General features: G+C 57.6%; 29 protein-coding genes and 1 tRNA gene. 12 read left to right on the forward strand and 18 right to left on the reverse strand.

Going from position 1 to position 26,775, the window contains the following annotated elements; genetic code table 11:
- Positions 1-20 precede the first annotated feature (20 nt).
- Positions 21-821 carry a DUF3108 domain-containing protein gene (locus FS819_RS14540; RefSeq protein ID WP_156547975.1) on the reverse strand — a complete coding sequence of 267 codons (801 nt, stop codon included), beginning with the start codon at positions 819-821 and terminating at the stop codon, positions 21-23.
- A gap of 223 nt (positions 822-1,044) precedes the next feature.
- On the opposite strand from FS819_RS14540, the gene rpmB reads away from it, so the two are divergent.
- Positions 1,045-1,335, forward strand: a complete 291-nt coding sequence (rpmB, locus tag FS819_RS14545; protein WP_015917333.1) for a 50S ribosomal protein L28 — start codon at positions 1,045-1,047, stop codon at positions 1,333-1,335.
- A 181-nt stretch (positions 1,336-1,516) separates the two neighbouring features.
- Complete coding sequence (locus FS819_RS14550; protein WP_156547976.1) at positions 1,517-2,149, forward strand: queuosine precursor transporter; 633 nt, start codon at positions 1,517-1,519, stop codon at positions 2,147-2,149.
- 11 nt (positions 2,150-2,160) lie between these two features.
- On the opposite strand, the gene FS819_RS14555 is transcribed toward FS819_RS14550, so the two are convergent.
- The 4 genes from FS819_RS14555 to FS819_RS14570 all read right to left on the reverse strand — a co-directional run bounded on the left by FS819_RS14555 (position 2,161) and on the right by FS819_RS14570 (position 6,804).
- Positions 2,161-3,138: an esterase-like activity of phytase family protein gene (locus FS819_RS14555; RefSeq protein WP_197434106.1), complete on the reverse strand. Its 978-nt coding sequence runs from the start codon at positions 3,136-3,138 to the stop codon at positions 2,161-2,163.
- 38 nt (positions 3,139-3,176) lie between these two features.
- The gene (gene cobT / locus FS819_RS14560; RefSeq protein WP_156547978.1) at positions 3,177-5,078 is read right to left on the reverse strand and encodes a cobaltochelatase subunit CobT; all 1,902 of its coding nucleotides are present in this window, start codon (positions 5,076-5,078) and stop codon (positions 3,177-3,179) included.
- A 17-nt stretch (positions 5,079-5,095) separates the two neighbouring features.
- Positions 5,096-6,088 carry a cobaltochelatase subunit CobS gene (gene cobS / locus FS819_RS14565; protein WP_156547979.1) on the reverse strand — a complete coding sequence of 331 codons (993 nt, stop codon included), beginning with the start codon at positions 6,086-6,088 and terminating at the stop codon, positions 5,096-5,098.
- An 89-nt stretch (positions 6,089-6,177) separates the two neighbouring features.
- Entirely contained in the window at positions 6,178-6,804 is a 627-nt protein-coding gene (locus tag FS819_RS14570) for a J domain-containing protein (RefSeq protein ID WP_041697155.1), read from the reverse strand.
- Positions 6,805-6,938: 134 nt separating this feature from the next.
- Between FS819_RS14570 and FS819_RS14575 the strand changes: the two genes are divergently transcribed.
- Positions 6,939-7,220 (forward strand): BolA family protein, encoded by a 282-nt coding sequence (locus tag FS819_RS14575; RefSeq protein WP_070164429.1) that lies wholly within the window; start codon positions 6,939-6,941, stop codon positions 7,218-7,220.
- 2 nt (positions 7,221-7,222) lie between these two features.
- On the opposite strand, the gene aroB is transcribed toward FS819_RS14575, so the two are convergent.
- Together aroB and FS819_RS14585 are read right to left on the reverse strand one after the other, a co-directional pair.
- Positions 7,223-8,368 carry a 3-dehydroquinate synthase gene (gene aroB / locus FS819_RS14580; RefSeq protein WP_156547980.1) on the reverse strand — a complete coding sequence of 382 codons (1,146 nt, stop codon included), beginning with the start codon at positions 8,366-8,368 and terminating at the stop codon, positions 7,223-7,225.
- Entirely contained in the window at positions 8,365-8,958 is a 594-nt protein-coding gene (locus tag FS819_RS14585) for a shikimate kinase (RefSeq protein ID WP_156547981.1), read from the reverse strand. Before FS819_RS14585 ends, aroB begins: the two co-directional genes overlap by 4 nt.
- A 152-nt stretch (positions 8,959-9,110) precedes the next feature.
- Here FS819_RS14585 and FS819_RS14590 point away from each other — a divergent pair, with 152 nt between their 5' ends.
- From FS819_RS14590 to FS819_RS14615, 6 genes are all read left to right on the forward strand, one after another.
- The gene (locus FS819_RS14590; RefSeq protein ID WP_156547982.1) at positions 9,111-9,287 is read left to right on the forward strand and encodes a hypothetical protein; all 177 of its coding nucleotides are present in this window, start codon (positions 9,111-9,113) and stop codon (positions 9,285-9,287) included.
- A gap of 17 nt (positions 9,288-9,304) precedes the next feature.
- The gene (locus tag FS819_RS14595; RefSeq protein ID WP_197434094.1) at positions 9,305-9,463 is read left to right on the forward strand and encodes a hypothetical protein; all 159 of its coding nucleotides are present in this window, start codon (positions 9,305-9,307) and stop codon (positions 9,461-9,463) included.
- Positions 9,464-9,499: 36 nt separating this feature from the next.
- Positions 9,500-10,498 (forward strand): site-specific tyrosine recombinase XerD, encoded by a 999-nt coding sequence (locus FS819_RS14600; protein WP_156547983.1) that lies wholly within the window; start codon positions 9,500-9,502, stop codon positions 10,496-10,498.
- Positions 10,499-10,705: 207 nt separating this feature from the next.
- Positions 10,706-11,659: an acetyl-CoA carboxylase carboxyltransferase subunit alpha gene (locus tag FS819_RS14605; RefSeq protein ID WP_156531824.1), complete on the forward strand. Its 954-nt coding sequence runs from the start codon at positions 10,706-10,708 to the stop codon at positions 11,657-11,659.
- Positions 11,660-12,014: 355 nt separating this feature from the next.
- Positions 12,015-13,367 carry a L,D-transpeptidase family protein gene (locus FS819_RS14610; RefSeq protein WP_156547984.1) on the forward strand — a complete coding sequence of 451 codons (1,353 nt, stop codon included), beginning with the start codon at positions 12,015-12,017 and terminating at the stop codon, positions 13,365-13,367.
- Positions 13,364-13,627: a sulfurtransferase TusA family protein gene (locus FS819_RS14615; RefSeq protein ID WP_234624544.1), complete on the forward strand. Its 264-nt coding sequence runs from the start codon at positions 13,364-13,366 to the stop codon at positions 13,625-13,627. The genes FS819_RS14610 and FS819_RS14615 overlap by 4 nt, the downstream gene beginning before the upstream one ends.
- A gap of 48 nt (positions 13,628-13,675) precedes the next feature.
- On the opposite strand, the gene FS819_RS14620 is transcribed toward FS819_RS14615, so the two are convergent.
- On the reverse strand, positions 13,676-14,836 hold the full coding sequence (locus tag FS819_RS14620) for a CobW family GTP-binding protein (RefSeq protein ID WP_234624572.1): 1,161 nt from the start codon (positions 14,834-14,836) through the stop codon (positions 13,676-13,678).
- A gap of 137 nt (positions 14,837-14,973) precedes the next feature.
- Positions 14,974-16,074: a D-alanyl-D-alanine carboxypeptidase family protein gene (locus tag FS819_RS14625; RefSeq protein ID WP_409050052.1), complete on the reverse strand. Its 1,101-nt coding sequence runs from the start codon at positions 16,072-16,074 to the stop codon at positions 14,974-14,976.
- A 176-nt stretch (positions 16,075-16,250) separates the two neighbouring features.
- On the opposite strand from FS819_RS14625, the gene FS819_RS14630 reads away from it, so the two are divergent.
- The 3 genes from FS819_RS14630 (at position 16,251) to FS819_RS14640 (ending at position 18,849) form a co-directional block, all read left to right on the forward strand.
- Entirely contained in the window at positions 16,251-17,414 is a 1,164-nt protein-coding gene (locus FS819_RS14630) for a M20 aminoacylase family protein (RefSeq protein WP_156547986.1), read from the forward strand.
- A 58-nt stretch (positions 17,415-17,472) separates the two neighbouring features.
- Positions 17,473-17,549: transfer RNA gene (locus FS819_RS14635), tRNA-Arg, on the forward strand.
- A gap of 199 nt (positions 17,550-17,748) precedes the next feature.
- Entirely contained in the window at positions 17,749-18,849 is a 1,101-nt protein-coding gene (locus FS819_RS14640; protein WP_234624573.1) for an AI-2E family transporter, read from the forward strand.
- Between the two features lie 72 nt (positions 18,850-18,921).
- On the opposite strand, the gene visR is transcribed toward FS819_RS14640, so the two are convergent.
- From visR to FS819_RS14685, 9 genes are all read right to left on the reverse strand, one after another.
- Positions 18,922-19,677, reverse strand: coding sequence for a transcriptional regulator VisR (visR, locus tag FS819_RS14645; protein ID WP_197434095.1), 756 nt, complete (start codon positions 19,675-19,677; stop codon positions 18,922-18,924).
- 135 nt (positions 19,678-19,812) lie between these two features.
- Positions 19,813-20,466, reverse strand: coding sequence for a transcriptional regulator VisN (gene visN / locus FS819_RS14650; protein ID WP_234617693.1), 654 nt, complete (start codon positions 20,464-20,466; stop codon positions 19,813-19,815).
- A gap of 330 nt (positions 20,467-20,796) precedes the next feature.
- Positions 20,797-22,485: a flagellar basal-body MS-ring/collar protein FliF gene (gene fliF / locus FS819_RS14655; protein WP_070152972.1), complete on the reverse strand. Its 1,689-nt coding sequence runs from the start codon at positions 22,483-22,485 to the stop codon at positions 20,797-20,799.
- A gap of 279 nt (positions 22,486-22,764) precedes the next feature.
- Positions 22,765-23,094, reverse strand: a complete 330-nt coding sequence (gene cheT / locus FS819_RS14660) for a chemotaxis protein CheT (protein WP_049777318.1) — start codon at positions 23,092-23,094, stop codon at positions 22,765-22,767.
- Between the two features lie 334 nt (positions 23,095-23,428).
- Complete coding sequence (cheD, locus tag FS819_RS14665; protein WP_015917355.1) at positions 23,429-23,983, reverse strand: chemoreceptor glutamine deamidase CheD; 555 nt, start codon at positions 23,981-23,983, stop codon at positions 23,429-23,431.
- The gene (locus FS819_RS14670) at positions 23,980-24,369 is read right to left on the reverse strand and encodes a response regulator (RefSeq protein WP_015917356.1); all 390 of its coding nucleotides are present in this window, start codon (positions 24,367-24,369) and stop codon (positions 23,980-23,982) included. The genes cheD and FS819_RS14670 overlap by 4 nt, the downstream gene beginning before the upstream one ends.
- Complete coding sequence (cheB, locus tag FS819_RS14675) at positions 24,369-25,406, reverse strand: protein-glutamate O-methylesterase CheB (protein WP_156547987.1); 1,038 nt, start codon at positions 25,404-25,406, stop codon at positions 24,369-24,371. Before cheB ends, FS819_RS14670 begins: the two co-directional genes overlap by 1 nt.
- A complete protein-coding gene (cheR, locus tag FS819_RS14680) occupies positions 25,403-26,311 on the reverse strand; it encodes a protein-glutamate O-methyltransferase CheR (RefSeq protein WP_015917358.1) in 909 nt (302 codons plus the stop codon). The genes cheB and cheR overlap by 4 nt, the downstream gene beginning before the upstream one ends.
- Positions 26,308-26,775, reverse strand: a complete 468-nt coding sequence (locus FS819_RS14685) for a chemotaxis protein CheW (protein ID WP_070164340.1) — start codon at positions 26,773-26,775, stop codon at positions 26,308-26,310. The genes cheR and FS819_RS14685 overlap by 4 nt, the downstream gene beginning before the upstream one ends.

Raw genomic sequence — 26,775 nt, forward strand, 5'->3', positions numbered from 1 at the left:
CTCAATTATTTTAGTGCTGATCAGGCCCCAAATCGGGTCGCTGTGATCGACAGCGTTCCCACCCGCGTTGGCACCCGCGCATAGACAGGGGCATATAAGGTCATGGTTCCGGTCTTGGCAAACCAGATTTCCATATCGTTGGCGCTGCGCAGATATTCGATATCGCTACGACCCTTGTTGAAGCCGGATTTCGGCACATAGCGCACGGAGCAGACGATTGCCTCGCCCGACACATTGCCAGCGGTAAACTTGTTCTTGCCCTTGGGCGACATCACCAGATCCAAGCGGCTTTCACCATCGAAAATCGGCAGGGTCCTCGAGCAGATCTTGCCATCGTCGGGCAAGGTCAGCCCACCGACCGGATCGAGCACCGAGCGAAGATCCCCGGCACTCACTGGTATCCAGCGGTCCTTGTTGCGGTTCGGTTCAGGGGTGATGGTCGTGGAGACCACATTGCCGCCCGCATAACGCACGTCATAGACCCGCGTCCGTTTGCCCCGCGTATAGACCAGATTGTAATTGCTGGCCTGCAAATGCTTGTCATCAGCCACCAGTCCCGTCACCTTGGTCTTTGCATCGAGACTGGTGAAGACATTGGCAATGCCCGCCGACGAAATCGTGCCGGTAATGGTGTAGCCGGGACGTGTGACCTCGGTAACGAAAGTCGCCCGGGCAATAGACAGACCAAGCAGGGTGACGCGATATTCATTGCGATAGGTCTCACCTGCAAAGGCAGAGCCGCTGGCGCAGACCAGCGTAGCACCAAGCACCACAGGGGCGACCAGCAGAAAAGACAGTTTACGAACAAGCTTAAAATGCATTGCGACACCATGGCTCCAATGTCTGTTACCCCTTCATTTATGGCGTTCACTATGGCAAGACCATAGCCGAAGCGTCGATAAATCCGCCCTTTTGCCAAGGTTTGTCTTGACGGGGCGGCTTCAGCTGACTATAGAACCGCAACTTTCCAATCAGACCGCGTTGGATTGCGCCCTGGGTTATTGCCCGGAAAGCTTTCCGACTGCCAATAAGAATAGGTGCATCATGTCCCGCAGTTGCGAATTGACCGGCAAGGGCGTCCAGTCGGGTAATAATGTAAGCCATGCCAACAACAAGACCCGCCGCAAGTTCCTTCCGAACCTGTGCGATGTTACGCTGATTTCCGATGCCCTCGGCCAGCGTTACCGTCTGCGCGTCTCTGCTGCTGCTCTTCGTTCCGTCGAGCATCGCGGTGGCCTGGATGCCTTCCTTTTGAAGGCAAATGAAACCGAACTGAGCATGCGCGCTCGTCTGCTGCGCCGCCAGATCGTCAAGAAGACCGCAGTCGCCGCCTGATATCAGGCAGCCACAGCATTGACATAACGAACGGGCTTGAACGGTAAAACGTTCGAGCCTTTTCGCTTGCGCCGTTTCTCGCCAAAGTCTTTGGCACAGCGGCAAGTATCGACCCTTTCTTGTTATGGCCGGTCCGAATGTGGACTGAGCTATAGCTGGTGGCATCTCCCAGGATAAAAAAATGCGGATCACACGTCACATCCTCGTCTACAGCATGCTCATGACCTTAGTCGTGGTCGCCTCCAACATCCTCGTGCAGTTTCCACTGTCGGGCCAATTGGCGGGCGTGCAACTCGGCGACCTCTTGACCTATGGCGCCTTTACCTATCCGGTCGCCTTTCTGGTCACCGACCTCACCAATCGCCAGTTTGGCCCCTCCACGGCGCGTAAAGTGGTGTTTGTCGGTTTTCTTGTGGGCGTGGCACTGTCCTTCGTCACCGGACAACCACGCATCGCCATTGCCTCAGGCACCGCCTATCTGGTCGGACAATTGCTTGACATCAGCGTCTTCAACTGGCTGCGCCAGCAGGACTGGTGGAAAGCACCGCTGGCCGGTTCACTGTTCGGCTCGGTACTCGATACGGTGATTTTCTTCTCGCTGTCTTTTGCACCGGTCTTTGGCTTCATTGGTCCGAATGATGATTTTGCGATAAGCTGGGCGCCATTGCTTGGTGCGTTTTCCCCTGAAATCCCCCGCTGGATCTCTTGGGCCATCGGTGATTTTACCGTGAAAATGCTGGTCGGCTTGATTATGCTTTTGCCCTATGGGGCATTGATGAACAGGCTGAAGCCCTACCAGCTTGCGCGGGTTTGACCTCTGCTGCCTTACGGCTGTAGCCGGAACTCCAGCATCAGCGTCCGTTGCAGCATGAAGTGGTTGTCGTCGGAGACCAGGATCAGGCGAAGGTCGCCATTGCCCATGTCCACCACATCCAGGCCTTCCATATTGTCGATCTGGAAGCTTTGATCGGCGTCGAGCAGGATCTCTCCATCCACCAGAGCGCCCGGCTTGATGCTGTCGCCCTTGACGCGCACGATGCGCATGCCGAGCCCGCTTGGAAACCGGAACCGGCGCTCCAATAGCAGCAGATCACCATCCGGCAACCAGGCGCCATCGGTCACGTCGAAATCATCACGGCGCACCAGCTTGAAGCCACCCGGATGCGGACCATCGACCACGCCAGCATAGAGATTGCCATTGATGTCCAGGCTCTCCTCGGTGATCGTCACAAGACCACCGGCAAGCGGTCCTTGCGCAGGCGATGCCGTCAGCATTTCCAGGCTGCGATTGCTCTCCAGGACCTTTTTGGGAAAGGGCAATGGCAAGCTTTTTTCCGGCTTGGCCGTTTCAAATCCGTCGAGGGGATATTGATCGATCCGATGGCGCTGCTCAAAGCCCACATAGATCTTATCGCCACGGATTGCCAGGCTCTCGGCGTCCATCGCCCGTTTCGGCGCATTGTTGCGGCCTTCGCGGTCCAGCATCGGAGCCAAAGAGACGCCATCGATACCGGAAAGGCGGCCCTTTTCATCTCGTTTGATTTCACCTGAAATCCAGTGACCGGTATCCAGCACACCAATGAAACGCTTGCCATCCGGTCGAAACCGGATCGAAGACCATGCCCCGAACAGACTGTCTGAGGATGTCAGGTCCAGCCCACCGAGAAATTCCAGCTTGCCGAACACGGTCTGGTCCGAGGCCGGATTGAAATATTCAATTTTGCGGCTACTCACCGCCGCAGACTCACCAACGGCCTGAGATGCTGCCAAAAGCAGTGCGGAGCCGCAGCAGAAGGCGAGCAAGGCTTTGCGAGAGGTGATTAGCAACGGATCACGCGCACTCAGCTGGCGCGGCGGAACGAACCGCCACGGGCACCCTTAGTGGGCTTGTCTTCGAAGAGGCCAGCCAATTGCTCGGTCATCGCACCGGCCAATTCATCCGCATCGACAATGGTCACGGCGCGGCGATAGTAGCGGGTGACGTCATGGCCGATGCCGATCGCCAGCAATTCGACCGGAGACCGGGTCTCGATCTGCTCGATCACAGCGCGCAAATGCCGTTCCAGATAATTGCCGGGATTAACCGACAGCGTCGAATCGTCCACCGGCGCACCATCAGAAATCATCATCATGATCTTGCGCTGCTCGCGCCGCGCCAACAGCCGGTTATGCGCCCAAATCAGCGCTTCACCGTCGATATTTTCCTTGAGCAGGCCTTCGCGCATCATCAGGCCGAGATTACGCCGTGCCCGCCGCCACGGCGCATCCGCCGATTTATAGACGATATGGCGCAGGTCGTTGAGGCGGCCCGGCGTCGGCGGTTTGCCGCTGGCCAGCCATTGCTCGCGGCTCTGGCCGCCCTTCCAGGCCTTGGTGGTGAAGCCGAGGATTTCCACCTTGACGCCGCAGCGCTCCAGCGTGCGAGCTAGAATATCGGCGCAAGTGGCGGCAACCGTAATCGGACGGCCGCGCATCGAGCCGGAATTGTCGATCACCAGCGTCACCACCGTATCGCGGAACTGGGTGTCCTTTTCCCGCTTGAACGATAGCGGCTGCATCGGATCGATGATCAGCCGGGTCAACCGGGCCGGATCGAGATAGCCCTCTTCCAGATCGAAATCCCAGGACCGGTTCTGCTGCGCCATCAACCGGCGCTGCAAACGGTTGGCCAGACGACCGACCGCGCCCTGGAGATGGGCAAGCTGCTTGTCGAGAAAGGCGCGCAACCGGTCAAGTTCGGCTTCATCGCACAGCTCTTCCGCCGAGGTCTCTTCATCGAAGGCCTCGGTAAACATTTTGTAATCGACTTTTTCATTGAAATCGTCGAACGGGCTGGCCGGACGGCGCATTTCACCGGGAGTCTCGCTGTCCTCGTCGCCTTCCTCGGACATGTCGTCGTCGGAAATTTCCGCACCGTCCATCTCGCCGTCGTCCATCTGCTCTTCGGCAGATTCGCTTTCATCGGCGGGCGCGCTTTCAGAGCCAGCGTCCTCCTCGGAATTTTCCTGCTCTTCCTCGCCGCTGCGCTGCTGGTCTTCTTCGGATGTCTCTTCCTGCTCGGCCTGTTCCGGGTCCTCGCCGAAATCCTCGGCCATTTCCATGGACGACAGCATATGCCGCACGACGCGGGCAAAGGCCTGTTGATCCTCGATCACATTGGCCAGATTGGAAAAATCGCTGCTGGCCTTTTCCTCGATGAACGAGCGCCAGAGATCCAGCACCTTACCGGCACTTTCCGGTGGCTTTTGACCGGTCAGCGCCTCTCGGACCATCATCGCCACCGCTTCCGACAGGGGAGCATCCTCGCGCCGCTCGATGCCGGAAAAATTGGCCTTGGCATATTTTTCCGAGGTCATCGATTTCAGATTGGCGGCAACACCGGTCATCCGCAAGGCACCAATCGATTCCACCCGGGCCTGTTCGACCGCATCAAACACCGAACGGGCATCCTGCCCCTCCGGTGCCATCGAGGCATGGACTTTTTGGTCATGGCAGGCAAGCCGCAGCGCCATCGAATCGCCAAGACCTCGCGTCACCGCCAGGTCGTGGGCGGTCGGTCGCTTGGAAATTTCCGGCAGACGAATGCGGTCGCCAGCAATGCCCGGACGATCGTTGGCAAAAGCTACTTCGACATTGGCATCGCCCGCAATCGACCGCACGCAGCCGGTAATCGCCCGACGCAACGGTTCGGTATCAACCGCTGTGCCGGGTTTCGCCTGGGAATTATCGCCGCGACCTGCCATGTTCCTTAAGTCTCTTTTCAGGCGCCAAGAACGATGTTGGCAGCACTTTCCTTGAGTTCAATGCCAAAAGCGCGCTGGTATTGCTCGGCCACCAGGGTCCGTTCCAGCTCGTCGCATTTGTTGAGGAAGGTGACGCGGAAGGCAAAGCCGATATCGCCGAAAATCTCGGCATTTTCGGCCCAGGTGATCACGGTACGCGGGCTCATCACGGTCGAAAGATCGCCATTGATGAAGGCTGACCGGGTCAGATCGGCCAGCCGCACCATCTTGGCTACATTATCGGGGCCGCTCTGGGTGGCGGCAAAGCCCTTGACCTTGGCCAGGACGATATCGACTTCCTTTTGATGCGGCAGATAGTTCAGCGTGGTGACGATCGACCAACGGTCCATCTGTGCCTGGTTGATCTGCTGGGTACCGTGATAAAGGCCGGTCGTGTCGCCAAGTCCAACCGTATTGGCCGTCGCAAACAGCCGGAAAGCGGGATGTGGGCGGATAACGCGGCTCTGGTCGAGCAGGGTCAGGCGGCCAGAGGATTCCAGCACCCGCTGGATAACGAACATCACGTCCGGGCGACCGGCATCATACTCGTCGAACACCAGCGCCACATTGTGCTGATAGGCCCAGGGCAGGATGCCGTCCTTGAATTCGGTGATCTGCTTGCCGTCCTTCAAGACGATAGCATCCTTGCCGACCAGGTCGATACGGCTGACATGGCTGTCGAGATTGACGCGCACGCAGGGCCAGTTCAGCCGGGCAGCGACCTGCTCGATATGGGTGGATTTGCCCGTACCGTGAAAACCGGACACCATGACGCGGCGGTTGTGAGCAAAACCGGCAAGGATGGCCAGCGTGGTTTCCCGGTCGAACAGATAGTCGGGATCGAGATCCGGCACATAGGAATCGCCCTTCGAATAGGCAGGCACGCGAATGTCGCTGTCGATGCCGAACACCTCCCGGACGGAAACTGTCGTGTCGGGCAGGTTGGCGATATCAAGGTCAATTTTGCTCATCGTCTCTCCAAGCCGGGCGGCATCTCCCAGCGCATACAATCAAGGTCGCATACAATCAGGTCGCATACGCAATCGGATATAGTCTTCGATTAACAGAAACCCGCCTGCTTTAACAATTGATAGGCCTGAATAACAGCCCGAAAACGCTCTTCAGAACCTCTGTCTCCGCCATTTGCATCTGGATGATGTTTTTTGACAAGCTCTTTATAGCGCCTCTTGATATCTTGTGCGGTGGCAGCGCCCGTCAACCCCAGGGCATCGAAGGCTTTTGCTTCCAGCGTCTTCAGTTTTCGCGCCTGCGGCTCAAACCGCGACGCATTGCCGCGCCCTTGGGAGACGAAGCCGAAAGGGTCCCTCATCCGCGCCTGCGCCGTGGCCGAGCCGGAGCGCTGGGTGGAATGAATGGGCGATCCCTTGGCGGCCTTGTTGACACCGACCGTCCAGGTTGGACGATGACCGGTGATCGCCTCCTTCTGGTAGCGGGCAATCTCGCTGTCGGAGAGGCCGGAGAAGTAATTGTAACCCTTGTTATATTCCTTCACATGCTCGAAGCAGAACAGGAAAAACTTGCCTTCGGCATTGCGACCCACCGGTGCACGGTGCACGCCTGGACGCTCGCAACCGTCCCACTGACAGGTGGTGACAGGCGGCTCCGGCTCCGCGTCCTTCTTGCGGCGCGTGCGGATCTTGTCGAAATATTTTGAGTCGAGTTTCATTGGCAAATTATGAGGCTTTCCCCGTCTCACAACAAGAATTGACAAATCATATTGTTCTTGGCCATTTGGAGGCTTTTCTCAAAACGCCCGAATTGGTCAGCAGAATTGGACGCCACCGTATGCAGAGCCACCAGATGTCACTTCGCCAGACGATAGAGCAGAAATTGACACAGGCCTTCCAGCCCGAGCGTTTGCTGGTGATCGATGAGAGCCACCACCATGCCGGCCATCAACCTGATATAACCGGCACTGGTGAAACCCATATGCGGGTGCGCATTGTCTCAGGCAGTTTTACCGGCCTTAGCCGCCTGGCCCGGCACCGGGCCGTTACCGACCTGCTCAAGCCGGAACTGGATGCCGGGCTGCATGCGCTGGCCATCGAACCATCAGCGCCCGGTGAGGCAACACGCTGGTAAGATCAGCCGGGCAGATTGTGTTGTAGAAAACTCAGCACTTCCGAGGACGGCACATCGTCGGCCACGAAAGACTGTCCGATCCCGCGGGTGAGAATGAAGGTCAATTGACCGCCCTTGACCTTCTTGTCCTGGGCAATGGCCTTCATCAGCTCTTCAGCAGGCGGCATATCACCGGGAATCTCGGCGATCCTGGTGGGTAATCCAACCTCTTTCAAATGGCGCTCGACCCGCTTGGCATCGTCAGGGCTCGCCAGATTGAGTCGGGCCGAGAATTCATGGGCCAGTACCATGCCGATGGCAACGCCTTCTCCATGCACGAGACGGCGACTGTCATAACCCGTGGCCGCTTCCAGCGCGTGGCCGAAGGTGTGGCCGAGATTTAGCAAGGCCCGGCGGCCATGTTCGCGCTCATCAGCCACGACCACATCGGCCTTGGCCTGGCAGGACAGTGCAATCGCCTGCGTGCGGGCTGCTCCACCGGCAAACACCTCGCGCCAGTTGCGCTCCAGCCAGTCGAAAAACTCCGGCTTGTCGATCAGGCCGTATTTCGCCACTTCGGCATAGCCGGCACGAAATTCCCGTTCGCTCAACGTATTCAGTACCGCCGTATCGGCCAGAACCAGATCCGGCTGATTGAAGATACCGACCAGATTCTTACCCTGCCTGGCATTGATACCAGTCTTGCCGCCGACGGAACTATCGACCTGTGACAATAGCGAGGTCGGGATCTGCACGAACCGCACCCCGCGCCGAACGATGCCCGCCGCAAAGCCGGTGAGATCGCCGATGACGCCGCCGCCAAGGGCGATGACGACATCGTTGCGCTCGATGCGCGCTTCCAGCAGCACGTCGCAAACCTTGGTCAGGTGCTCAAAGCTCTTGGTCTTTTCACCGGCAGGCAGGGTCAGCGAGACGGCTTCAAAGCCGTCCGCCTCCAGGCTGTCCATTAGCGCGCCGTGGTAAAGCGCCCCGACATTCTCGTCGGTGACGATGGCTGCCTTGCGACCCTTGATACGGGTGGAAATCTCGCCGCCCGCCCGCCCGATCAGGCCGTCGCCGATCAAAATATCATAGGCGCGCTCACCAAGCGGCACATGGACAAGGCGCTCTGAAGATTGCGGGCGTTCGGATGCCTGATCTATGCTCATCGCTTGCTCCTGCCTTTGCTGACATAGGCGATCACCGCGTCCATAACCTCAGCGGAAATGGCTTCCTTACGCCCATCGCGCGACAATACGGTAATATCGGCACGCTGATAGATCGGGTAGCGCTCCAGCATCAGCTTTTCCAGCGTCTGTTTCGGGTGTTCGGTTTTCAACAGCGGGCGATGATCGCGCTTGTTGACCCGCTCCCACAACACATCCAGATCGGCTTTCAGCCAGATGGAAATACCCCCGCGCTCAATCTGCCTGCGGGTCCGGTCATTGATGAAGGCGCCGCCGCCGGTCGAGACGACTTTCGGCCCGGACCTGAGCAGCCGCCGGATCACCCGGGTTTCCAGCGCCCGGAATTCCGTCTCGCCATAGGCCGCGAACAATTCACTGATCGTCATGCGCGAGACCCGCTCGATCTCGGTATCGGTATCGATGAAAGGCAGGTTCAGTTGCTGGGCCACGAGACGCCCGATCGCGGATTTTCCAGCCCCCATCAGGCCGACGAAAATCAGGTTTCGACGCCCGAGCACCGAGCGGGCACGCTCAGCAAGAGGTAGAACAGCATGGGGCATCGAGTGGGTCATCAGCCTTTTCGCAACAGGTTTACCACCCTATTGACAAATGCCGGGGCCACGTCAAGCACTTGACGCACATGCCGACAAGAAACAATCACCCGCATGGCCTATTGCCTCCCTTAACTCCCAAGGGTTTACGGAGTTATTAGGCAAAACCTGCCATGTTCGATCTTGAAACAGGAACGGCTCCAGCCGATATTGCTGATGTGTGTTGCACTGAGGGAAAAGCAGAGCTGTTCTTTCCCGAAGAGATAAACGACACCAAGAGAACCCAAAGTGTTACAGCAACCTCGACTGCTTCTTCCGGGAAGCACGGCACTGCACAGCATGGCTTTTAAAGCCGGAGGCCGTCATCATGCCCACCTTGTTCCGTTTCCTGTTTGTCATCGCCACCGTGGCGGCCATGATCTATGCAGCGATGTGGGCGCTGGTCATCTTCGTGGAACCCGGGCAGCGGGAGATCACCGCAGCCATTCCTGCTGCGCAGATCAAGCCCCAGCAGCCATCACCGTGACGGCACACACACCAAACGATAGAAACGACAGCATCCATGGTTGATCTCGGCCACGCCCGCATCGAAGCTTTCCTTGAGATGATGAGTGCCGAGCGCGGTGCAGCGGGCAACACACTCTCTTCCTATGAACGGGATCTGGAAGATCTGCATGGCTTTCTGGCCACGCGCCAGGTCAGCGTCATGGCCGCCACCAGCGACGATCTGTCCGCCTATATGTCCGATCTTGGCCATCGCGGTTTCGAAGCCTCGTCCCAAGCCCGCCGTCTGTCGGCGCTTCGGCAATTCTACAAGTTTCTCTATGCCGAGGGACTGCGCGGCGACGATCCGACCTCGATCCTCGATACTCCGAAAAAGGGCCGGCCTCTGCCCAAGACCCTTTCGATTGCCGATGTCGACAAGCTCCTATCCCTGGCCCAGGCCGAGGCGGCGTTGGAAGGCCCCGATCGCCTGCAAAGGCTGCGGCGCTTAGCGCTGCTGGAACTTCTCTATGCGACGGGCATGCGTGTCAGCGAACTGGTCTCCCTCCCGGCCAATGTCCTTGCGCAGGAGGGCCGGTTCCTGGTGGTCCGCGGCAAGGGCAGCAAGGAGCGGCTGGTGCCGCTATCGCGCTCGGCCATCGCTGCCATGCAGGCTTACGCGCAGGCCAAGGAAATCGAACAGGCAGAAAAACCACCATCGAAAAAAACAGCATCGAAACAAACAGTATCGAAACTGGGAAAATCATCGGGCATTGGCTTCCTGTTTCCCGCCGCCAGCCGCGAAGGCTATCTGCCCAGACAGGTTTTCGCGCGGGAATTGAAGGATCTGGCCATTCGCGCCGGTCTCAGCGGCGATGCAGTGTCCCCACATGTGCTCAGGCATGCTTTTGCCAGCCATTTGCTTGAAAACGGCGCGGATCTACGGGTTGTGCAAGAATTACTGGGACATAGCGACATTTCGACGACGCAAATCTACACGCATGTGCTCGAAGAAAGGCTCCAGATTCTGGTTGAGACACATCACCCTCTTGCAAAACATAGGAAAAACCACGATTAGAAGCCCGGCTAGGCGATGTGCTAAGCCCCTTTGGTTGGCACGGAAATTGTCTGCAAGACAGACATGCGGCCAAGCATTGCGACGACATTTACGGTTTCACACCATCAAGGATGGGTGGTGAGATCAGACATATAGTCAGAAATTACGATGGCCGCCTCTCAGCCAACATCGTAAAGCAGGATAGAGTAACGGATCGGAACGGACCTGATGATCAACTATCTCGATTTCGAAAAGCCTATTTCCGACCTCGAAGGCAAGATTCACGAGTTGAAGAAGCTGAAGAGTGAGGATGAAAGCATCGACACCTCGGAAGAGATCGGTCGTCTGGAAGTCCGCGTGCGCGAAGCCATGGAAGAGATTTATTCCAAGCTGAATGCCTGGCAAAAAACCCAGGTGGCCCGCCATCCGCAGCGTCCGCATTTCGTCGATTACGCCTCGCGCCTGTTTACCGATTTCACGCCGCTGGCTGGCGACCGCAAATTTGCCGAGGACGCAGCCATCCAGGCTGGACTCGCCCGTTTCCGGGGTATCCCGGTTGCGATTATCGGCCAGGAAAAAGGCAGCGACACCAAATCGCGCCTGAAGCACAATTTCGGCAGCCCCCGGCCTGAAGGCTATCGCAAGGCGATCCGCGTCATGGAAATGGCCGACCGTTTCGGTCTGCCGGTGATTTCGCTGGTCGATACTGCTGGCGCCTATCCGGGCGTCGGTGCTGAAGAGCGCGGCCAGGCCGAAGCCATCGCCCGCTCGACGGAAATGTGCCTTAACCTGAAGGCCCCGTTGATATCAGTCGTCATCGGCGAAGGCGGCTCAGGCGGCGCCATTGCCATTGCCACCGGCAACCGCGTCTACATGCTGCAACACGCCATCTATTCAGTGATTTCGCCTGAGGGTGCGGCCTCGATTCTATGGCGCGACAGCACCCGCGCCAAGGAAGCCGCCACCAATATGAAGATCACTGCGGAAGACCTGAAGGGTTTCGGCATTATCGACGACATCATTCCCGAACCGGTTGGTGGCGCCCATCGCAATCCCGAAACGGTTATCGATCGTACCGGGGAAACCATCGCGGCGGCACTGAAGGATATGTCTGGCCAAAGCGGGGCGGAACTGCGCGCGGCGCGGCGCCAGAAATTCCTCGATATCGGCCGTAATCTGTAAACCGCCGAGCGCGTCGTTCCTTTTGCAAGGCCATGCAATCTAGCAGGCGATTTGCCGCATAAATGTTTCAATCGGGCCTTAAACCGACAGCCATAATCAAGGGCTGTCGGTTTAAGCGGATATTCCAGCCTCGGCAATTCAGGCGAGACATGGAGTGTGCGTCATGGGCGATCGGCACTTATTCACACTTTAGAAACCATATTCGGGCAAGGATCGAGACTGGATCGACAGGCTCCGACTTGATATGGTCCCGCCTGGATGATCAATGCTTCGTCGTCCCATGATAAGGACATACTCACGCATCCTTGTTCTTATATAATGCCTTCGCCCCAATGAGACCCAGTTGAGCTCGACAATGCGCATTTCAAACGCCGCCCTGCTGATCGCCACCACCCTGCTTCTGGCAGGGTGCAACGACACCTTGGATAGCGTCAGCGAAAAGAAGATGCCGGACAATGTGTCCAACAAGGTAGAGCAGCCGCTGCCGCCTGAAATCCTTGCCTCGATGAAGGCCAAGGGCATGGAGCGCAATTCGCCGATTGCCATCCGGATTTTCAAGGAAGAAGGCGTTCTGGAAATCTGGAAGGCCAAGACTGACGGCCGTTTCGAGAAAATCGCCGATTACCAGATCTGCGCCTGGTCCGGGAAACTGGGACCAAAAGAGAAGGAAGGCGACCGGCAGGCGCCGGAGGGTTTCTATGCCCTGACGCCCGCCAATCTCAATCCCTATTCAAAATATTACCTGGCGATCAACACGGGCTTTCCCAACAAATACGATGCCGTCAACAATCGCAACGGCACCAATCTGATGATCCATGGGGCCTGCTCGTCCTCCGGCTGCTATTCGATGACGGATGCCCAGATCCTGGAAATCTATGCCTTTGCGCGTGATGCATTTCGTGGTGGCCAGCAGACTGTACAATTACAAGCCTTTCCGTTCCGCATGACCGCCGAAAACATGGCCCGGCATCGCTACAGCACCCACATGCCGTTCTGGCAGATGCTGAAGGCCGGTTACGACCAGTTTGAAGTCACCAAACAACCGCCGCAGGTTGGGGTTTGCGACAAGAAATATGTATTCAACCAGCAGGTCGAAGCAGGCAAAAGCCTGAACCCGGCGGGCGCCTGCCCACCGATGAGCACGCCACCGCAATTGTCGGCCGCGCTTGCCTCCTATAATTCCGCCTATAGCCGCGACTATGCCAAGGCCATGAAGAAATATGAGGACAAGGTCTGGTACGATCCAAGCGAAGCCGAACGCAAGGCTCTGGTTGCCGACCTGAAGAAAGGCCGCGATCTGGCCTATGCTCCGACAGGCTCGGCGCTGAAGGCTGGCAAGCTGTTGAAATTGTCCGAGGTCGCCGATCCGGCCAATCCGGTCATCAGCCCACGGAAAACCGCAGCGACAGCCGCCCCGCTGTTCGCATCGCTGGACAATTCCGCCAAGACCGGTCGCTATGGCGCGCCAAGCGATCCGCAGACGGCAAGCACTGTGAGCTCTGGCACTCCGAGTGCTGGTGCTGTGAGTCCTGGCGCTCCGGCCAACATCGACCCAACCCAGACGGCAACTGTCGCCCTCCCCGCCACCGGCCCGGTTCCCGTGCCGAACCCGGTCGCGCCGCCGCCGCCGCAGTCCAGCATGGTGGCCATGGATGCAGCCTCTGAGCCAGCGGCAAAACCCTTCTGGAAATTCTGGGCCGCCCGGTGACCCCGGAGTTGACCCCGGAGCCCGAAGACATCCTGGACCTCAAAGGGCTGAAATGCCCGCTTCCCGTGCTGAAATCGCGAAAACATCTCTCCCGGATGGCAGCCGGTAGCCAGCTAACCATCGAAACGACCGATCCTCTGGCAATCATCGATATCCCGCATTTCTGCCGGGAAGATGGATATACCCTGCTGTCCAGCGAGGCATCAGGCAGCGGTCATCGGTTTGTGATCGGCAAGCCTGACCAGATGCCCAACCGATAAAACAGCGCCTGAAAAAAGCTGCCTCGTGACGCAAGCAGCTTTGCCCGATCAGAACGTCATGCCCGGGACAGCGAGTGGATTGTCTTCCAGAGCCTTCCGATCCGGTCGATCGATCGCCACTTTACCCGTGAAGGCATCAAACAGATCCCGCACATAGGCTTCGTCCAGCCCGTCAGTAATCATCACCAACCGGCTCCGGCGGTCGGAGGGGTCTGGCCAGGCTGCCAGCCGGTGCGGCGGATGAAAGATCGATTGCACACCATGAATGACAACCGGACGCTCCGGATCGTCCTTCAGCCCAACTACCGCCTTCATCCGCAGCATTTTTTCGCCATGAGCCGACCGCAGCAGGTCGATGAACATATGAAGCGCCGCCGGATCAACCGGATCGTCATGCAGGATAGAGAAGGAGCGGATCGTGGCACCGTGACGTGTGACATTGTCATGGTGATGGTGGGAATGATGATGATGGTCGTGGTCGTGGTCGTGGTCGTGGTCGTGGTCGTGGTCGTGGTGACGATGATCCTCCGACTGTTGCTCTTCCTGCAACCACCGCGCCACGTCAGGCATTTTTGTCGCCGGATCATAAAGACCGTTGTTCAGGATGACAGCTTCCCCGGCAGCCGATGTTTCCGCATCGACAACAACCGCGCGGGGGTTCAGCCCGGCAATCCGGCTTTTCAACCTTGCGACAGCACCGTCCTCAGCAAGGCTGGCCTTGGTCATCACCAGCCGGTCGGCCACCGCCACCTGCCGCACAGCTTCGCTGTAACTGTCCAGCGTTCTCTCGCCATTGACGGCATCGATCACGGTGACCAGCCCCTCCAGCTGAAAAGACTGCGACAGGACAGGATGCCCCATCACCGACTGCATCACCGGCGCGGGATCCGCCAATCCGGTGGTTTCGATCACCACCCGCGACAAGGTCTTGATCCGCCCGGTCTGCAAGGCATCGACCAGCTCAGCCAGCGTATCGATCAATTCACCACGCACCGTGCAGCACAGGCAGCCATCCGAAAGCTGGACGATGGAATCGCTGGAGGCTTCCACCAAAAGGTGATCGATCCCCACTTCACCGAATTCATTGATGATCACCGCCGCGTCCCGCATGGCGGGATCTTTCAGCAGCCGGTTCAGCAGCGTGGATTTTCCTGCGCCGAGAAAGCCGGTCAGGATAGAAACAGGAATGCGGTCGGCAAGGGCAACCATGGTCATGACCTCTTCTTATACCAAGGCTCGAAGATGCTCACGCATCCTCGCCTTGAAAAAATTTCGAATGTCAAAATGCATCAAAGGCTTGAGATATTAAAGAGAACACGGATTGCCACGTTCAATGGCTCTCCGCGTTACATTTGCGGGCGCGGCGTGGGGCGCGGAACGTCGCCCATCTGCTGCTGTTTGGCACCCGAAGCCGCCGGTGGCGGATCCGGCGGCTCGCTGCCGGGGATGATGCCTGCAAAGACCGGCACAGGCGGTGCGGCCATTTCGTGGATATAGGGCGATTGCAGCTTCATCCGGCCAGTCTCGTCGCGGGTTTCGCTGCGCCGCTTGCGTGCCTCAGTGGAGCACATTTCGGCAGACACGTCGTTCACCGCATTCAAACCGTCAACGCTGTCAGGCCCCAGCGCCGAAAGGCGCGATCCCTGTGCATTGGGTCGATCGAAATATTTCTGGAGCAGATTGGCGGAAATATCGGCGCGTGCCGCCAGGCTGTCAGCGCCCATCACCACGGTGATCAGCGTACGGCCATTGCGGGTCGCAGAGGTGATCTGATTGAAACCGGAGGCACAGATATAACCGGTCTTCATGCCATCGACCCCATCGAAACGGCCGACCAGCATGTTGACATTGGGATAGACCTTTTTGCCGGTATCAATCGCTTCGATCTTGAAATAGCCCGCATATTCAGGAAATTCGCGACGAATGGTCACGGCCAGCACCGCAAGATCGCGGGCCGTGGAATATTGGCCGGGAGCTGGCAATCCATTCGGATTGACGAAATGGCTGGATGTCATGCCGAGCCGGGCGGCCTCGGCATTCATCCGGGCAACAAACGCCGCCTGGCTGCCGCCGACATTTTCTGCCACGGCCACGGCGATGTCATTGGCAGATTTCACCAGCATCATCTTCAGGGCATCGTCCAGCGTCATTTTCGAGCCGGGCTTGAAGAACATTTTGCTCGGCGCTTGCGACGCTGCAAAGGCACTCAGTGTCACCACGCTGTCCAGGCGCACTTCACCGGCTCTCAGCGCCCTGAACGTGGTATAGGCCGTCATCAGCTTGGTCAGCGAGGCCGGATACCATTTCTTGAAACTATCCTGATGCTCCAGCACCGTCAGGGAGTTGACATCCACCACCAGCACGGGGTTAGCGGCGACCGTAGACGGCAGCATGGCGGCACACAGGGCAACGGCAACAAAGGCGCGCCGGATCTGGCGAGGCAGCACGGACAATGACTTCTCCTTCCGGAAACTGGACAGACCACCCTGAATGTCTCTCGCATCGGGCAACCATATGTCCTATATGTCGAACCAATGGCAAAGCCCATCAGCAACGTCAATTGCAACCGAGTGATAAATGAGCCGGACCTGCCCGGTTCAAACGCATGTGATCAGGAAAACCGATGCCAATCTTGAACCGCGCCGCAGAATTGGAAGCCGATGTCCGGCAATGGCGCCATCATCTGCACCAGAATCCGGAAATTCTGTATGACGTCCATGAGACGGCTGCCTTTGTCACAGAAAAACTGAAGGAATTCGGCGTCGACGAGGTGGTCACGGGTTTAGGACGCACCGGCGTCGTTGGCCTGATCAAGGGACGCGGCGATGGCAGCCGGGTGATCGGCCTTCGCGCCGACATGGATGCCCTGCCCCTTCAAGAAATCACCGGCAAAGCCTGGGCATCGAAAACCGATGGCCGCATGCATGCCTGTGGCCATGATGGCCATACCGCCATGCTGCTGGGTGCCGCAAAATATCTGGCGGAAAACCGCAATTTCAACGGCTCAGTCGCCGTGATTTTCCAGCCCGCCGAAGAAGGTGGAGCAGGCGCGCTGGCCATGGTGGAAGATGGCCTGATGGAGCGCTTCGACATCGCCGAAGTCTATGGCATGCACAACATGCCCGGCATGCCGGTTGGCACCTTCGCGATCCGCAAGGGCGGGATCATGGCCGCTCCGGACAAATTCTTCATCACCATCAAGGGCCGTGGCGGCCACGCTGCCGAACCGCACCGCGCCATCGATCCGATTGCCATCGGCGCCCAGATCGTCACCAATCTACAATTGATCGCGGCGCGCAGCGCCAATCCGGTGCGCTCAGTCGTCGTTTCCGTCACCCGCTTTCAGGCGGGAACGACCCACAACATCATTCCCGAGCAGGCCGAACTGACCGGTACCGTTCGCACCCATGACGACGAAACGCAGGACATGGCAGAGCGCCGGATCCGCGAAATCGTCGCTGGCATCGCCAGCGCCCATGGAGCGGAAGCCGAAGTGATCTATGAGCGCCCCTGCCCGGTCACGGCCAATCATCCTCAAGAAACCGACAATGCCGCCCGCGCCGCCATCGATATCGTCGGCGAAGGCAATGTGAACACCGACGTCGACCCCTCCATGGCCGGGGAAGATTTCGCCTTCATGCTGAAGGCGAGGCCCGGTGCCTATATCATGATCGGCAATGGCAATACGGCGGGCCTTCACAACCCGGCCTATGATTTCAACGACGAAGCCATCGCCTACGGCATTTCCTACTGGGTCAGGCTTGCCGAACAGCGGCTGGCGGATTGAGATATCGCAAGGAAAAGGCTTGGCTTCACGAACGGGTTTTTGTATGGAGATAGGCAGTGGTTCCGTAGCTCAGCAGGATAGAGCATCAGATTCCTAATCTGAGGGTCACGCGTTCGAATCGCGTCGGAATCACCATTTTTAAGCCAAAAGCAAAATAAACGATAATTTGCAGTGCGGCCGCCATATTTTCACAAGCTTTTTGGAATTAGGAACTACTATCGATCGACGGAGCGCGGACGCGCGTCGGCTCATGCTGAAGTTATCATGCTTCAGAGAGGCTTTTGGACTTCGGAGTGTACAGGTGACCGTGAGAACTGCGAAAAACGATAGCGTCGTGACACCCCCCGCCGTTCCTGTACGTCGTGCTGCCGCAGAGCGCTATGCGCTGGTTGCCCCAACCTCGGCGGCGCGCTGGCTGCTGCTGGCCGTTTTGATGGCCAGCGCCTATTTTTTCTACGGTTTCATCGTACCCCTGCTGGCCGCCATGGTGATCGGCTTTGCAAGCTGGCCGATCTATCGGCGCATCCTCGGCCTTGCCCGTGGCAACAGGACGATTGGTGCGACGATTGCCATCATTCTTGTAGTCTCCTTCATTGTCGTTCCCATCTCGCTGGCTGGTATCTATGCCGTGGATGAGGTGAAAAGCTGGGGCGTCTGGGCCTTGAGGGCCAATGAAGTCGGCGCGCCAGTACCGCAGTGGTTAATTCAGGTCCCCTTGGCCGGTTCCTGGCTTTCCGAGCATTGGGATCAATATGTCGGCCATCCCGGCGCGCTTGGCGAATTGGTGCAACTGATCAGCGGCGCCAATATCGGCACGATTTACCGTGGCCTGCTGGTGGTCGGCTCCTCGGCGTTCCACAGCTTTCTCACCTTGCTTTTCATGCTGATCGCCCTGTTTTTCGTCTATCGCGACGGGGAGCGTATTGTCGCGCAAGTGGATATCGTCGGCGAGCGCATCCTGCCCGGGCGCTGGGAACGGGTGTCGCGGCTGGTTCCGATGACGATTAGTTCCACGGTGACCGGCATGACGATCATTGCTGTCGGCGAAGGTATCGTGCTTGGCCTCGCCTATTGGATCGCCGGTGTGCCTTCCCCTGTGACGCTGGGCATCATCACCGGTTTCATGGCGCTCATTCCCGGTGGCGCGCCGCTGTCCTTCACCCTGGTCTCGATCTATCTGGTTGCCAGCGGCTCGACCATTGCAGGGGTTGGATTGCTGGCATGGGGAACCGTGGAGCTTTTCATTGTCGACAAGACATTGCGGCCAAGACTGGTGGGCGGACCGATCAAACTCCCCTTCCTGCCAACATTTTTCGGCCTGATCGGCGGCGTCAAGACCATGGGCATGCTCGGCCTGTTCGTCGGCCCGGTGCTGATGGCGATCCTGGTGGCCATCTGGCGCGAATGGCTCCTGGAAGCCAAACAGCCTGAGTGATTGCGCTTCGGTAGCGCTTTCCGACAAACCCATTCAGAAATTTCTGCCAGACAGGAAAATCTATTCAGAAGCTCAGTTGATATAGCCGAGCCTGATAGCCTTGGCGATTGCCTGGATACGGTTGACCGAATCAAGCTTGATCGTCGCCGAGCCCAGGTAAGCATTGACGGTATGGACCGAGAGGCCAAGATTTTCGGCAATTTCTTCGCTGATCCGCCCATCGCCCGCCAATTGCAGGCAGGCGATTTCCCGGTCGCTCAACGCCTCGGATGGCGCTACTTTGCGCTCGCTCAGGGATAGAATATCCATCATCAGCTTGCAGCTGCGATTATGCATATCGATCATCACATCGCTGTCGAGATCCTCAGATCCGTTCAATGCGAAAATGACATAGCCATTGCCGACAGCACCCAGCCGGACCGGAAAAGCAACCCCCGAAAACGGCAGATTGCCAGCGGGCAGGCGCGATACGAAAGCCCCAAACTCACTGCTGATACAGAATGTGTCGTTGTCCTTGGCATTCCACATCAAAGGCAGCAGCAAATCGTCGATATGGCTCAGCAAAAGTTCACCATAGCAGGACACAAATGCATCGCTATAGCTGCCGACCATGCCGCTTGCCGCCCAGCTCTCACATTCGCATTGCAACATGCGTTTGCGCGGCAGGCCTGAACCCGCCACCCGGAACACAGCAAAGCTGCGGGCGTTGATCGCCTTCTGCATGGCAATCAGCCGAGGAAAAATATCCCCCCGGTTTGCAGCCAGCCGGGCTTTCAGATCTGCCGCCGATCCTGTCCTGCCGCTCGACATGTCTGCATTGAACGCCATGGCTGCCTTTCATACCAACGCTTGAAGATGCGAATGCATCCCCGCCTTGAAGGGATTTTGGATATCTCAAGACATCAAAAACTTGAGATATCCTGAAGTAGAATGCCAACCGTCACGTTGAAGGGCCGTCGGCGTTTAGACCAGATTGTTGCGAACCGCATAGGCAATCGCTTCAGAGCGAGTTTTCGTAGCGGTCTTGCGCATCACACTGGTGATGTAATTATTGATCGTATTGCGGGAAATACCAAGAATCGTGGCAATTTCATCGCTTGTCTTGCCCTCGGCAATCCAAAACAGGCATTCCAATTCGCGTTCCGTCAGTTCGAAGTCACGATCCGCTTTCTGCGACCGTCCCGTCGACAGGCTGACGCAATAGGCTGCCAGCAAACCCACGTCGCGCAACCGGTCCGGCGAAATTACGAATCCGTCCGGAAGAAGCATGACCAGCGCCAGTCGTGTACGACCGACATTGAACATCACTGAGCAATATTGACGGCTGGCCCCTAAGGGCAGTTCTAGGTCGTCAGGCAGGAGCACGAATTTTGCTTGCAGCAAGCCCAGGCATTTTTCAAGCTCGGTGGCCCGCGAACAGGCAGCCGACAATTCCGTGGCAACCCCACGTGCCAGATCGAACGGCCAGTCCGCCGTCACCACGAAATCCAGCCCATGTTCCTGAATAAGGTCGTAGCGCGCCAGGAGATAGTGTGAGGCTCCGGCATAGTCGGTCAGGATATGCATCGCCACCCGAAGCTTTCCTGAGGACGCTGCCGAGGAAAGCTGCCGGATCATCGCATCACGCAACCTGGGGCCTTCAGGCCTGTTCGCCGTCTTCTGGCTACGGATCCCTTGATAGCCCCCAGGCTCAAGGAGTTCGACACTCATAAGGCTCCCCTTTCAAGGGACGAACGGCGACCTCTCACTATGCTTTGCCATGGAAGCCGCCCATTCCGTGGTTAAGCGCGTCATTCGAAACATGCCGAATCACCATAATGTTATTGTATGTAAATAACTTCTAAACGCTACGGGGTTTAGCACAGAAGGTGTGGCTTATCCGCACCATACAAAAAAGCTGCGCCAACTTTAGCCAGCGCAGCTCTCCTATTCGATTGGGTTGAAGGATCAGGCTGCGTTCTCGACCGCCCATTTGCGCAGGATCTTGGCAGCGCGCTCTTCCGAGATTTCCACCATACGCGCCAGGCGCCGTTCCGGTCCTTCCTTGACGCGGCGGTTAAAGCCGCCATTCGGGTCATTGTCGAGGGCAAGGACATCATCGGCGCTATCAAAGCCGAAGTCGGATCCAAAGCCATCCATCAGGCCACCACCGGCACCAGCATCAAGACCGGGCGAGAAGTCTGGCAGTTCCAGTCCGGCAACAGCGTCGCTGCCACCCTCAAGCGCCGCAGTCCCGCCGCCGCCCATCGAGCGTACCATTGGCCGAATGCCCATCCAGACAACAAGGAAGGCAACTGCGAGGAAGGCAAGCGAGTTGATAATACCCGCCATGTTGCGGCTGAGGATTTCCATCACACCGGGTCCGGTTGGAGCCTCGCTCAGCAGCTGGTTCTCCAGGAAGTCCATCGCCGTCAGCGTTACCACGTCGCCGCGCTTGTCATCGAGCCCGGCAGCCGATTTGACGATTTTCTGCATTTCCGCCAGATAGGCATCGATCTTGGCCTGATCGACCGGCTCGCCGACCATGGTGGCGATACGCTGCTTGTTGACCACAACGGCCACGGAAAGCTTGTCCAGCGTGTAGCCATTCTTGACGGTGGCAATCGTCTTGCTGTTGATTTCGTAGTTGGTCTGCTCTTCCTTCTTGTCCTGCTGGTCGGACGATTCAGGACCGGCACCGCCCGCTTGCGGCGCTGCCTGCGGAATATTCTGCTCCACGGTCGCTGCGGTATCGGATTGCCGCTGCTGCGATTTCTGTGCTTCCTTGGTGGTGCGGGTCGAGCGTTCGACCTTGGATTCGGGATCGTAAACCGTTTCCTGGATCTGCTGCTGGTCGGTATTCAACTGCGCCGTGACGCTGGAACGGAAATTGTCCATACCGAGGAAAGGTGCGAGCGCCTTGTCGATATTCGATTCGATTTCCTGCTGAACCGACTGGGCAACGCCGAGATTCCGGTTTGCAGTGCCGCCCGTCTCATCGCCCGATGCCAGCAACTGGCCGGTCGAATCCAGAATGGTGACATCATCGACTTCAAGACCCGGCACAGCAGATGCTACCAGATGGCGGATCGAAGCTGCGGATTTACGACCGGCATCGGAACCGGCTCTGATCATCACCGAAGCCGTTGGCTTTTGCGCGCCGCGCCGGAAATTCCCGACATCCGGCATGACGATATGCACGCGTGCCGCCGCAATACCGTTGATCTGCTGGATCGTCCTGGCAATCTCGCCCTCAAGGGCGCGCACCCGGGTCACTTCCTGCATGAAGGATGTCAGACCCAGGGAGCCGACATTATCGAACAGTTCGTAACCAGCATTGGTGCTATTTGGCAGGCCGCGTTCGGCCAGCAACAAACGGGCCTTGCCGGTCATGCCGGCCTGGACCTGAATGCTTTTGCCATCGGCGCCAGTCTGGAAACCGACGCCCGCTTCAGCCAGCGCAATACTGATTTGATTGACGTCTGTCGCTTCGAGGCCGACGTAAAGGGTCTCAAAGGCAGGCTTATTGATAAAAAACGCCGCACCGATAACCAGCGCCACCGAAACGACGCCAACACCCGCAAGGGTCCATAGTTTTGTAGGTCCCAAGGACGAAAGGTTCTTGAAGACCTGGAGTAGTTGATTGAACAGATTCATTCTGTCTCGCACCGTCAAACATGAGGTTACGGCTTTTGGCCTAGTGTCACCCTAGAACGCGAAGCTTGTGCGAGCGTTTCCTCAAGCCTGTGAACCAAGCATGATGTGCGGAAACGAATGTCCCAAAACGAAGATCGCCCCACAAAGGAGCGATCGGAACACTTTGGCATTTATGCATTTACGGAATTACAAAAAAGTCTTTCTGTTTATTTTTATGTGTTTGCGGACAAAAACCGCCTCGCACCCTTACTGGAAATGTTCTCTCGGGGCTGGCAGGGGTCAGAAAAAGTCGAAATCGCCCGCAGCTTTGCTGAGCGGCTGCGAATGACCATGACGCAGGCCATCGCCCAGTGCCTTCTGCATTTCGGCAAGCTTGACGAGGCTGAGCGCCGTCGTCATGTCCACTTTCCAGTCGTCGGAAACATCCGCCGTAATAGTATCGATAAATTCGGCCAACCCGCGCGATTTCTGCACGGCGAGATCGATACCTTGCAAGACTTTCAGCGTTTCAGCCGATTCCAACGCCTTTGATCCACCCAATTCCAGCAATTGCGGCTCGACCCGCTCGATCAGATAGGCAACGTCGTGAAGTTCCGTCACAACACGCATCAGAATTTCAGGTAGTGATTCTTCCACGCTCGTGGCCTCCAATACTGACTCAGGCTTCGCAGTTCTGTTCTCCCGGAACCCACCACAGACAAAAGCCACGCGGCAAGCTCCATTTATGCTTTTTATTCAGTCCCGCCCTGAGCTTGTATAAACGAGCGAGGGGTTGTCCATTCCACTCATCCGAAACCTCAAACAGCGTTCGGATGGTCATTCATTTCATGCCAGCCTTGCTCGAATACATCGTGCCGCCAGCCGCATCACATACCTTAGATTGTCCTTAAAAATAGTTACGCAACCTTCATCAATATGGATTGCCCGAAAAAGAACGGAACCATTAGAAAAACTCGATCGAGCTTTCCACCGGCTTTTGCACTTTGACCGGCCGCTGTTCCATGGCCACGGTCTTTTGCGTTTCCGCTCCTGTCAGAGGATACTGGCGGGCACGACCGCTGATCGGCCAGAACTCCAGCTTGCGGCCATGCTCGCCGCCCGTGGAAGAGCCAACCACCTTGATGCCTTCGTCTTTCAGAAACTGCGCAGCGAAGGCAGCATTCTGTTCGCCGACATTCGAGAACGTCGCAATCGTCTTGGCGCCTCCGAAAATCTTGGCTTCCAGACGATCGCGCCGCGCGCCCTTTTTCAAGAGGCCGTTGATCAGCAATTCCATCAGATGGACGCCATAGCGCGTGGCATCCCCGCCTCCCATGCCGGGATTGGCAGAGCCCGGCAGGAGGAAATGGTTCATACCGCCGACACCGGCAATGGGATCACGTATGCATGCAGCCACGCAGGAACCCAGGATAGTTGAAAGCACCACATTCGGGTCGCTGACAACCTTGTATTCACCTTGAATAATATGGACCCTGCGAGCCGCAGCTTCGTCACTCATTTTAATGCTCCGAAAACAGCTTCAATGGCCGCCTTCATCTTTTCGATGGTAAACGGCTTGGCGAGGACGTTATTGGCACCCAATTGCGCCGCCTTCTGCACCAGCGCCCGATCCCCTTGCGCAGTCAGAATGATGAACGCTGCCTTCTTGGTGGCAGGATTGGCGCGAACAGCCTGGAGAAGGCCGAGACCATCCATCTTCGGCATGTTGAAGTCGGAGATCACCAGATGATGAGGCTGTTGAGCCATGATCTTCATCCCCTGCTCACCGTCGCCGGCAGCCGTGATCTGCTTGAAACCCAGCTGAGTCAGTGCGTCGCTCAAAAGTAATCGGCTGGTCACCTGGTCGTCCACTATCAGGACCTTAATTTTTTCAGCTATTGACATTATTCATAACCTTCTTTCCGTGCGGCCGTGAGTTTGAGAATTTCTTCGCCGATTGAGCCAAGCGGCAATTGATGCTCGACGGCACCCAGTTCATGGGCAACGCGAGGCATACCATAGACCACACAGGTCTTTTCGTTCTGCCCAATGGTCCGTGCGCCTGCACTTCGCATCTTGAGCAATCCAGACGCTCCATCGCGCCCCATACCTGTCAGTATGACGCCAACGGCATTGCGTCCAGCCAATTCCGCCACCGAATCAAAGAGAACATCAACCGATGGTCGATGCCCGTTGACCGGGGGCGTTTCCAGCAAACGGCAACTGGGAGCGGATGCGTTCACCACTTGCAGATGCCGTTCTCCACCAGGGGCCAGATAGATCTTGCCGATCTGCAATCTGGCACCGTCGGTTGCTTCCTCCACCACGGGAGCGCAGAGCCGGTTCAACCGCTCCGCAAAACTCTTGGTAAACGTCGGCGGCATGTGTTGGGTAATGACCGTCGGCGGACAATTGGGCGGAAATTTCTGCAACACGGCAATCAGCGCTTCGACCCCCCCTGTCGAGGAACCGATTGCCACGATCTTGCGGCCCACCCGAAAATCGGCCGCAGGTGTGGCAACCGGCGCCGCCTGCATGATCTGCCGGCGCTGCGAGCGGGCCGCCGCCTTGACCTTCTCGGCAAGATCGCCGAACGGACGGGCCTCGCCCGGCATCGGCTTGCCGACACAGTCGAATGCGCCAATTTCCAAGGCAGCCAGAGTCGCTTCAGCTCCGCGATGGGTCATGGTCGAAACCATGATGACAGGCATCGGCCGCAGCCGCATGATCTTTTCGAGAAATTCCAAACCGTTCATGTTTGGCATTTCAATATCGAGCGTCACCACATCCGGGTTCAACTGCTTGATGGCGGCGCGGGCCTCCATGGCATCCTTGGCCTGACCAACGACGCTGACTTCCGGATCGGAATTGAGAACGGCGGTGATCAGTCCCCGCATGGTTGGGCTGTCATCGACGACAAGAACGCGAGCGGCTGATATCATGCTTTGCGCCCTCCGGTCTTGCCGGTATATTTATAGGTGGTGATACCGATATTATCGAAAAGGTTCTTCGGATCGCCCGACACCCGCTCGGAGTGGCCAATATAAAGATGACCGCCCTCCGGCAGCAGCCCGGCAAACCGCGACCAGATCTTCACCTGGGTGGGCTCATCGAAATAGATCACCACATTGCGGCAAAAGATCACGTCGAACGGTCCTTTGATCGGCCATTGCGCCATCAGATTCAGCTCGTTGAAGGTGATCAGCTTCTTGACCCGGTCATCGACCTGGAATTTCCGGCGTCCACCGACATCGACATCGCGGAACCATTGCTTGCGCATCGCCGGGCTCACGGTTTCCAGCGCTGTTTCGTCATAAGCTCCGGCACGAGCCAGCGCCAGGATCTTCGGATCGATATCCGTTGCCAAGATCCTGAAATCGTAGTCGGCGGCATTCGGCATCAAGGACAGGACCGTCAAGGCGATGGAATAGGGCTCCTGCCCATCAGAACAGGCGGCAGACCAGATCCGCACGCGACCGCCAGCCTTGGCGCGGTTGATCAACCCCGGCAGAACCTCGGTGCGCAAATGATCGAAATGATGGTTTTCGCGAAAGAACCGGGTGAAATTCGTTGTCAGATGCGACAACATTTCACGTCGCGCCCCGGCCCCCTCCTGGGACGACACGAGCGCGCAATACTCCCGAAAGCCACGCAATCCAAGATTGCGAATATGCTTCGACAGTCTCGAATAGACAAGGGAAGCCTTGGAATCGTTCAGCGCAATCCCGGCATCGGCATAGATCATCGCAGCAATTTCGTTGAGATCGCGACGGGTCAACGGGTATTCGCCACTGGCCATGATCTCGTCGTCCGATTGCCGGCTATGCGCAGAAAAGGTCGATGTCATGCCGCTTCGCTTTCAGTTTCAGAGAAAAGGCCCGCCAGCTCAATCAAACAGATCATCCGTTTGTCAATGGCGAGGATGCCCCTTGCATATTGGCGCTCGAGATCAGACGAGACCTCAGGCGTCGGTTGGATCGCATCATCTGTTACGCTCAGTACGTCCGACACGGCATCCACCAGCAGGCCGACGACCTTGGTCCTGATCTGGACCACGATAATCACATGCCGAACGGTCGGCTCTGTTCGCTTCAGCCCGAGCCGGATCGCCAGATCGACGATCGGCAGGACAGCACCACGCAGGTTGATCACGCCCATCACGTAATGAGGAGACTGTGGTAACGGCGTTGCGGGGGTCCATCCACGGATTTCCCGCACCTGCATGATGTTGACACAAAACTCCTGATTACCGACACGGAACGCGATCAACTCGCGATTCCCCTGAACCAGATTTTCGACCGCATTCGACAT

Source organism: Allorhizobium sp. Av2 (assembly GCF_021462805.2).
GTDB lineage: Bacteria > Pseudomonadota > Alphaproteobacteria > Rhizobiales > Rhizobiaceae > Allorhizobium > Allorhizobium vitis_G.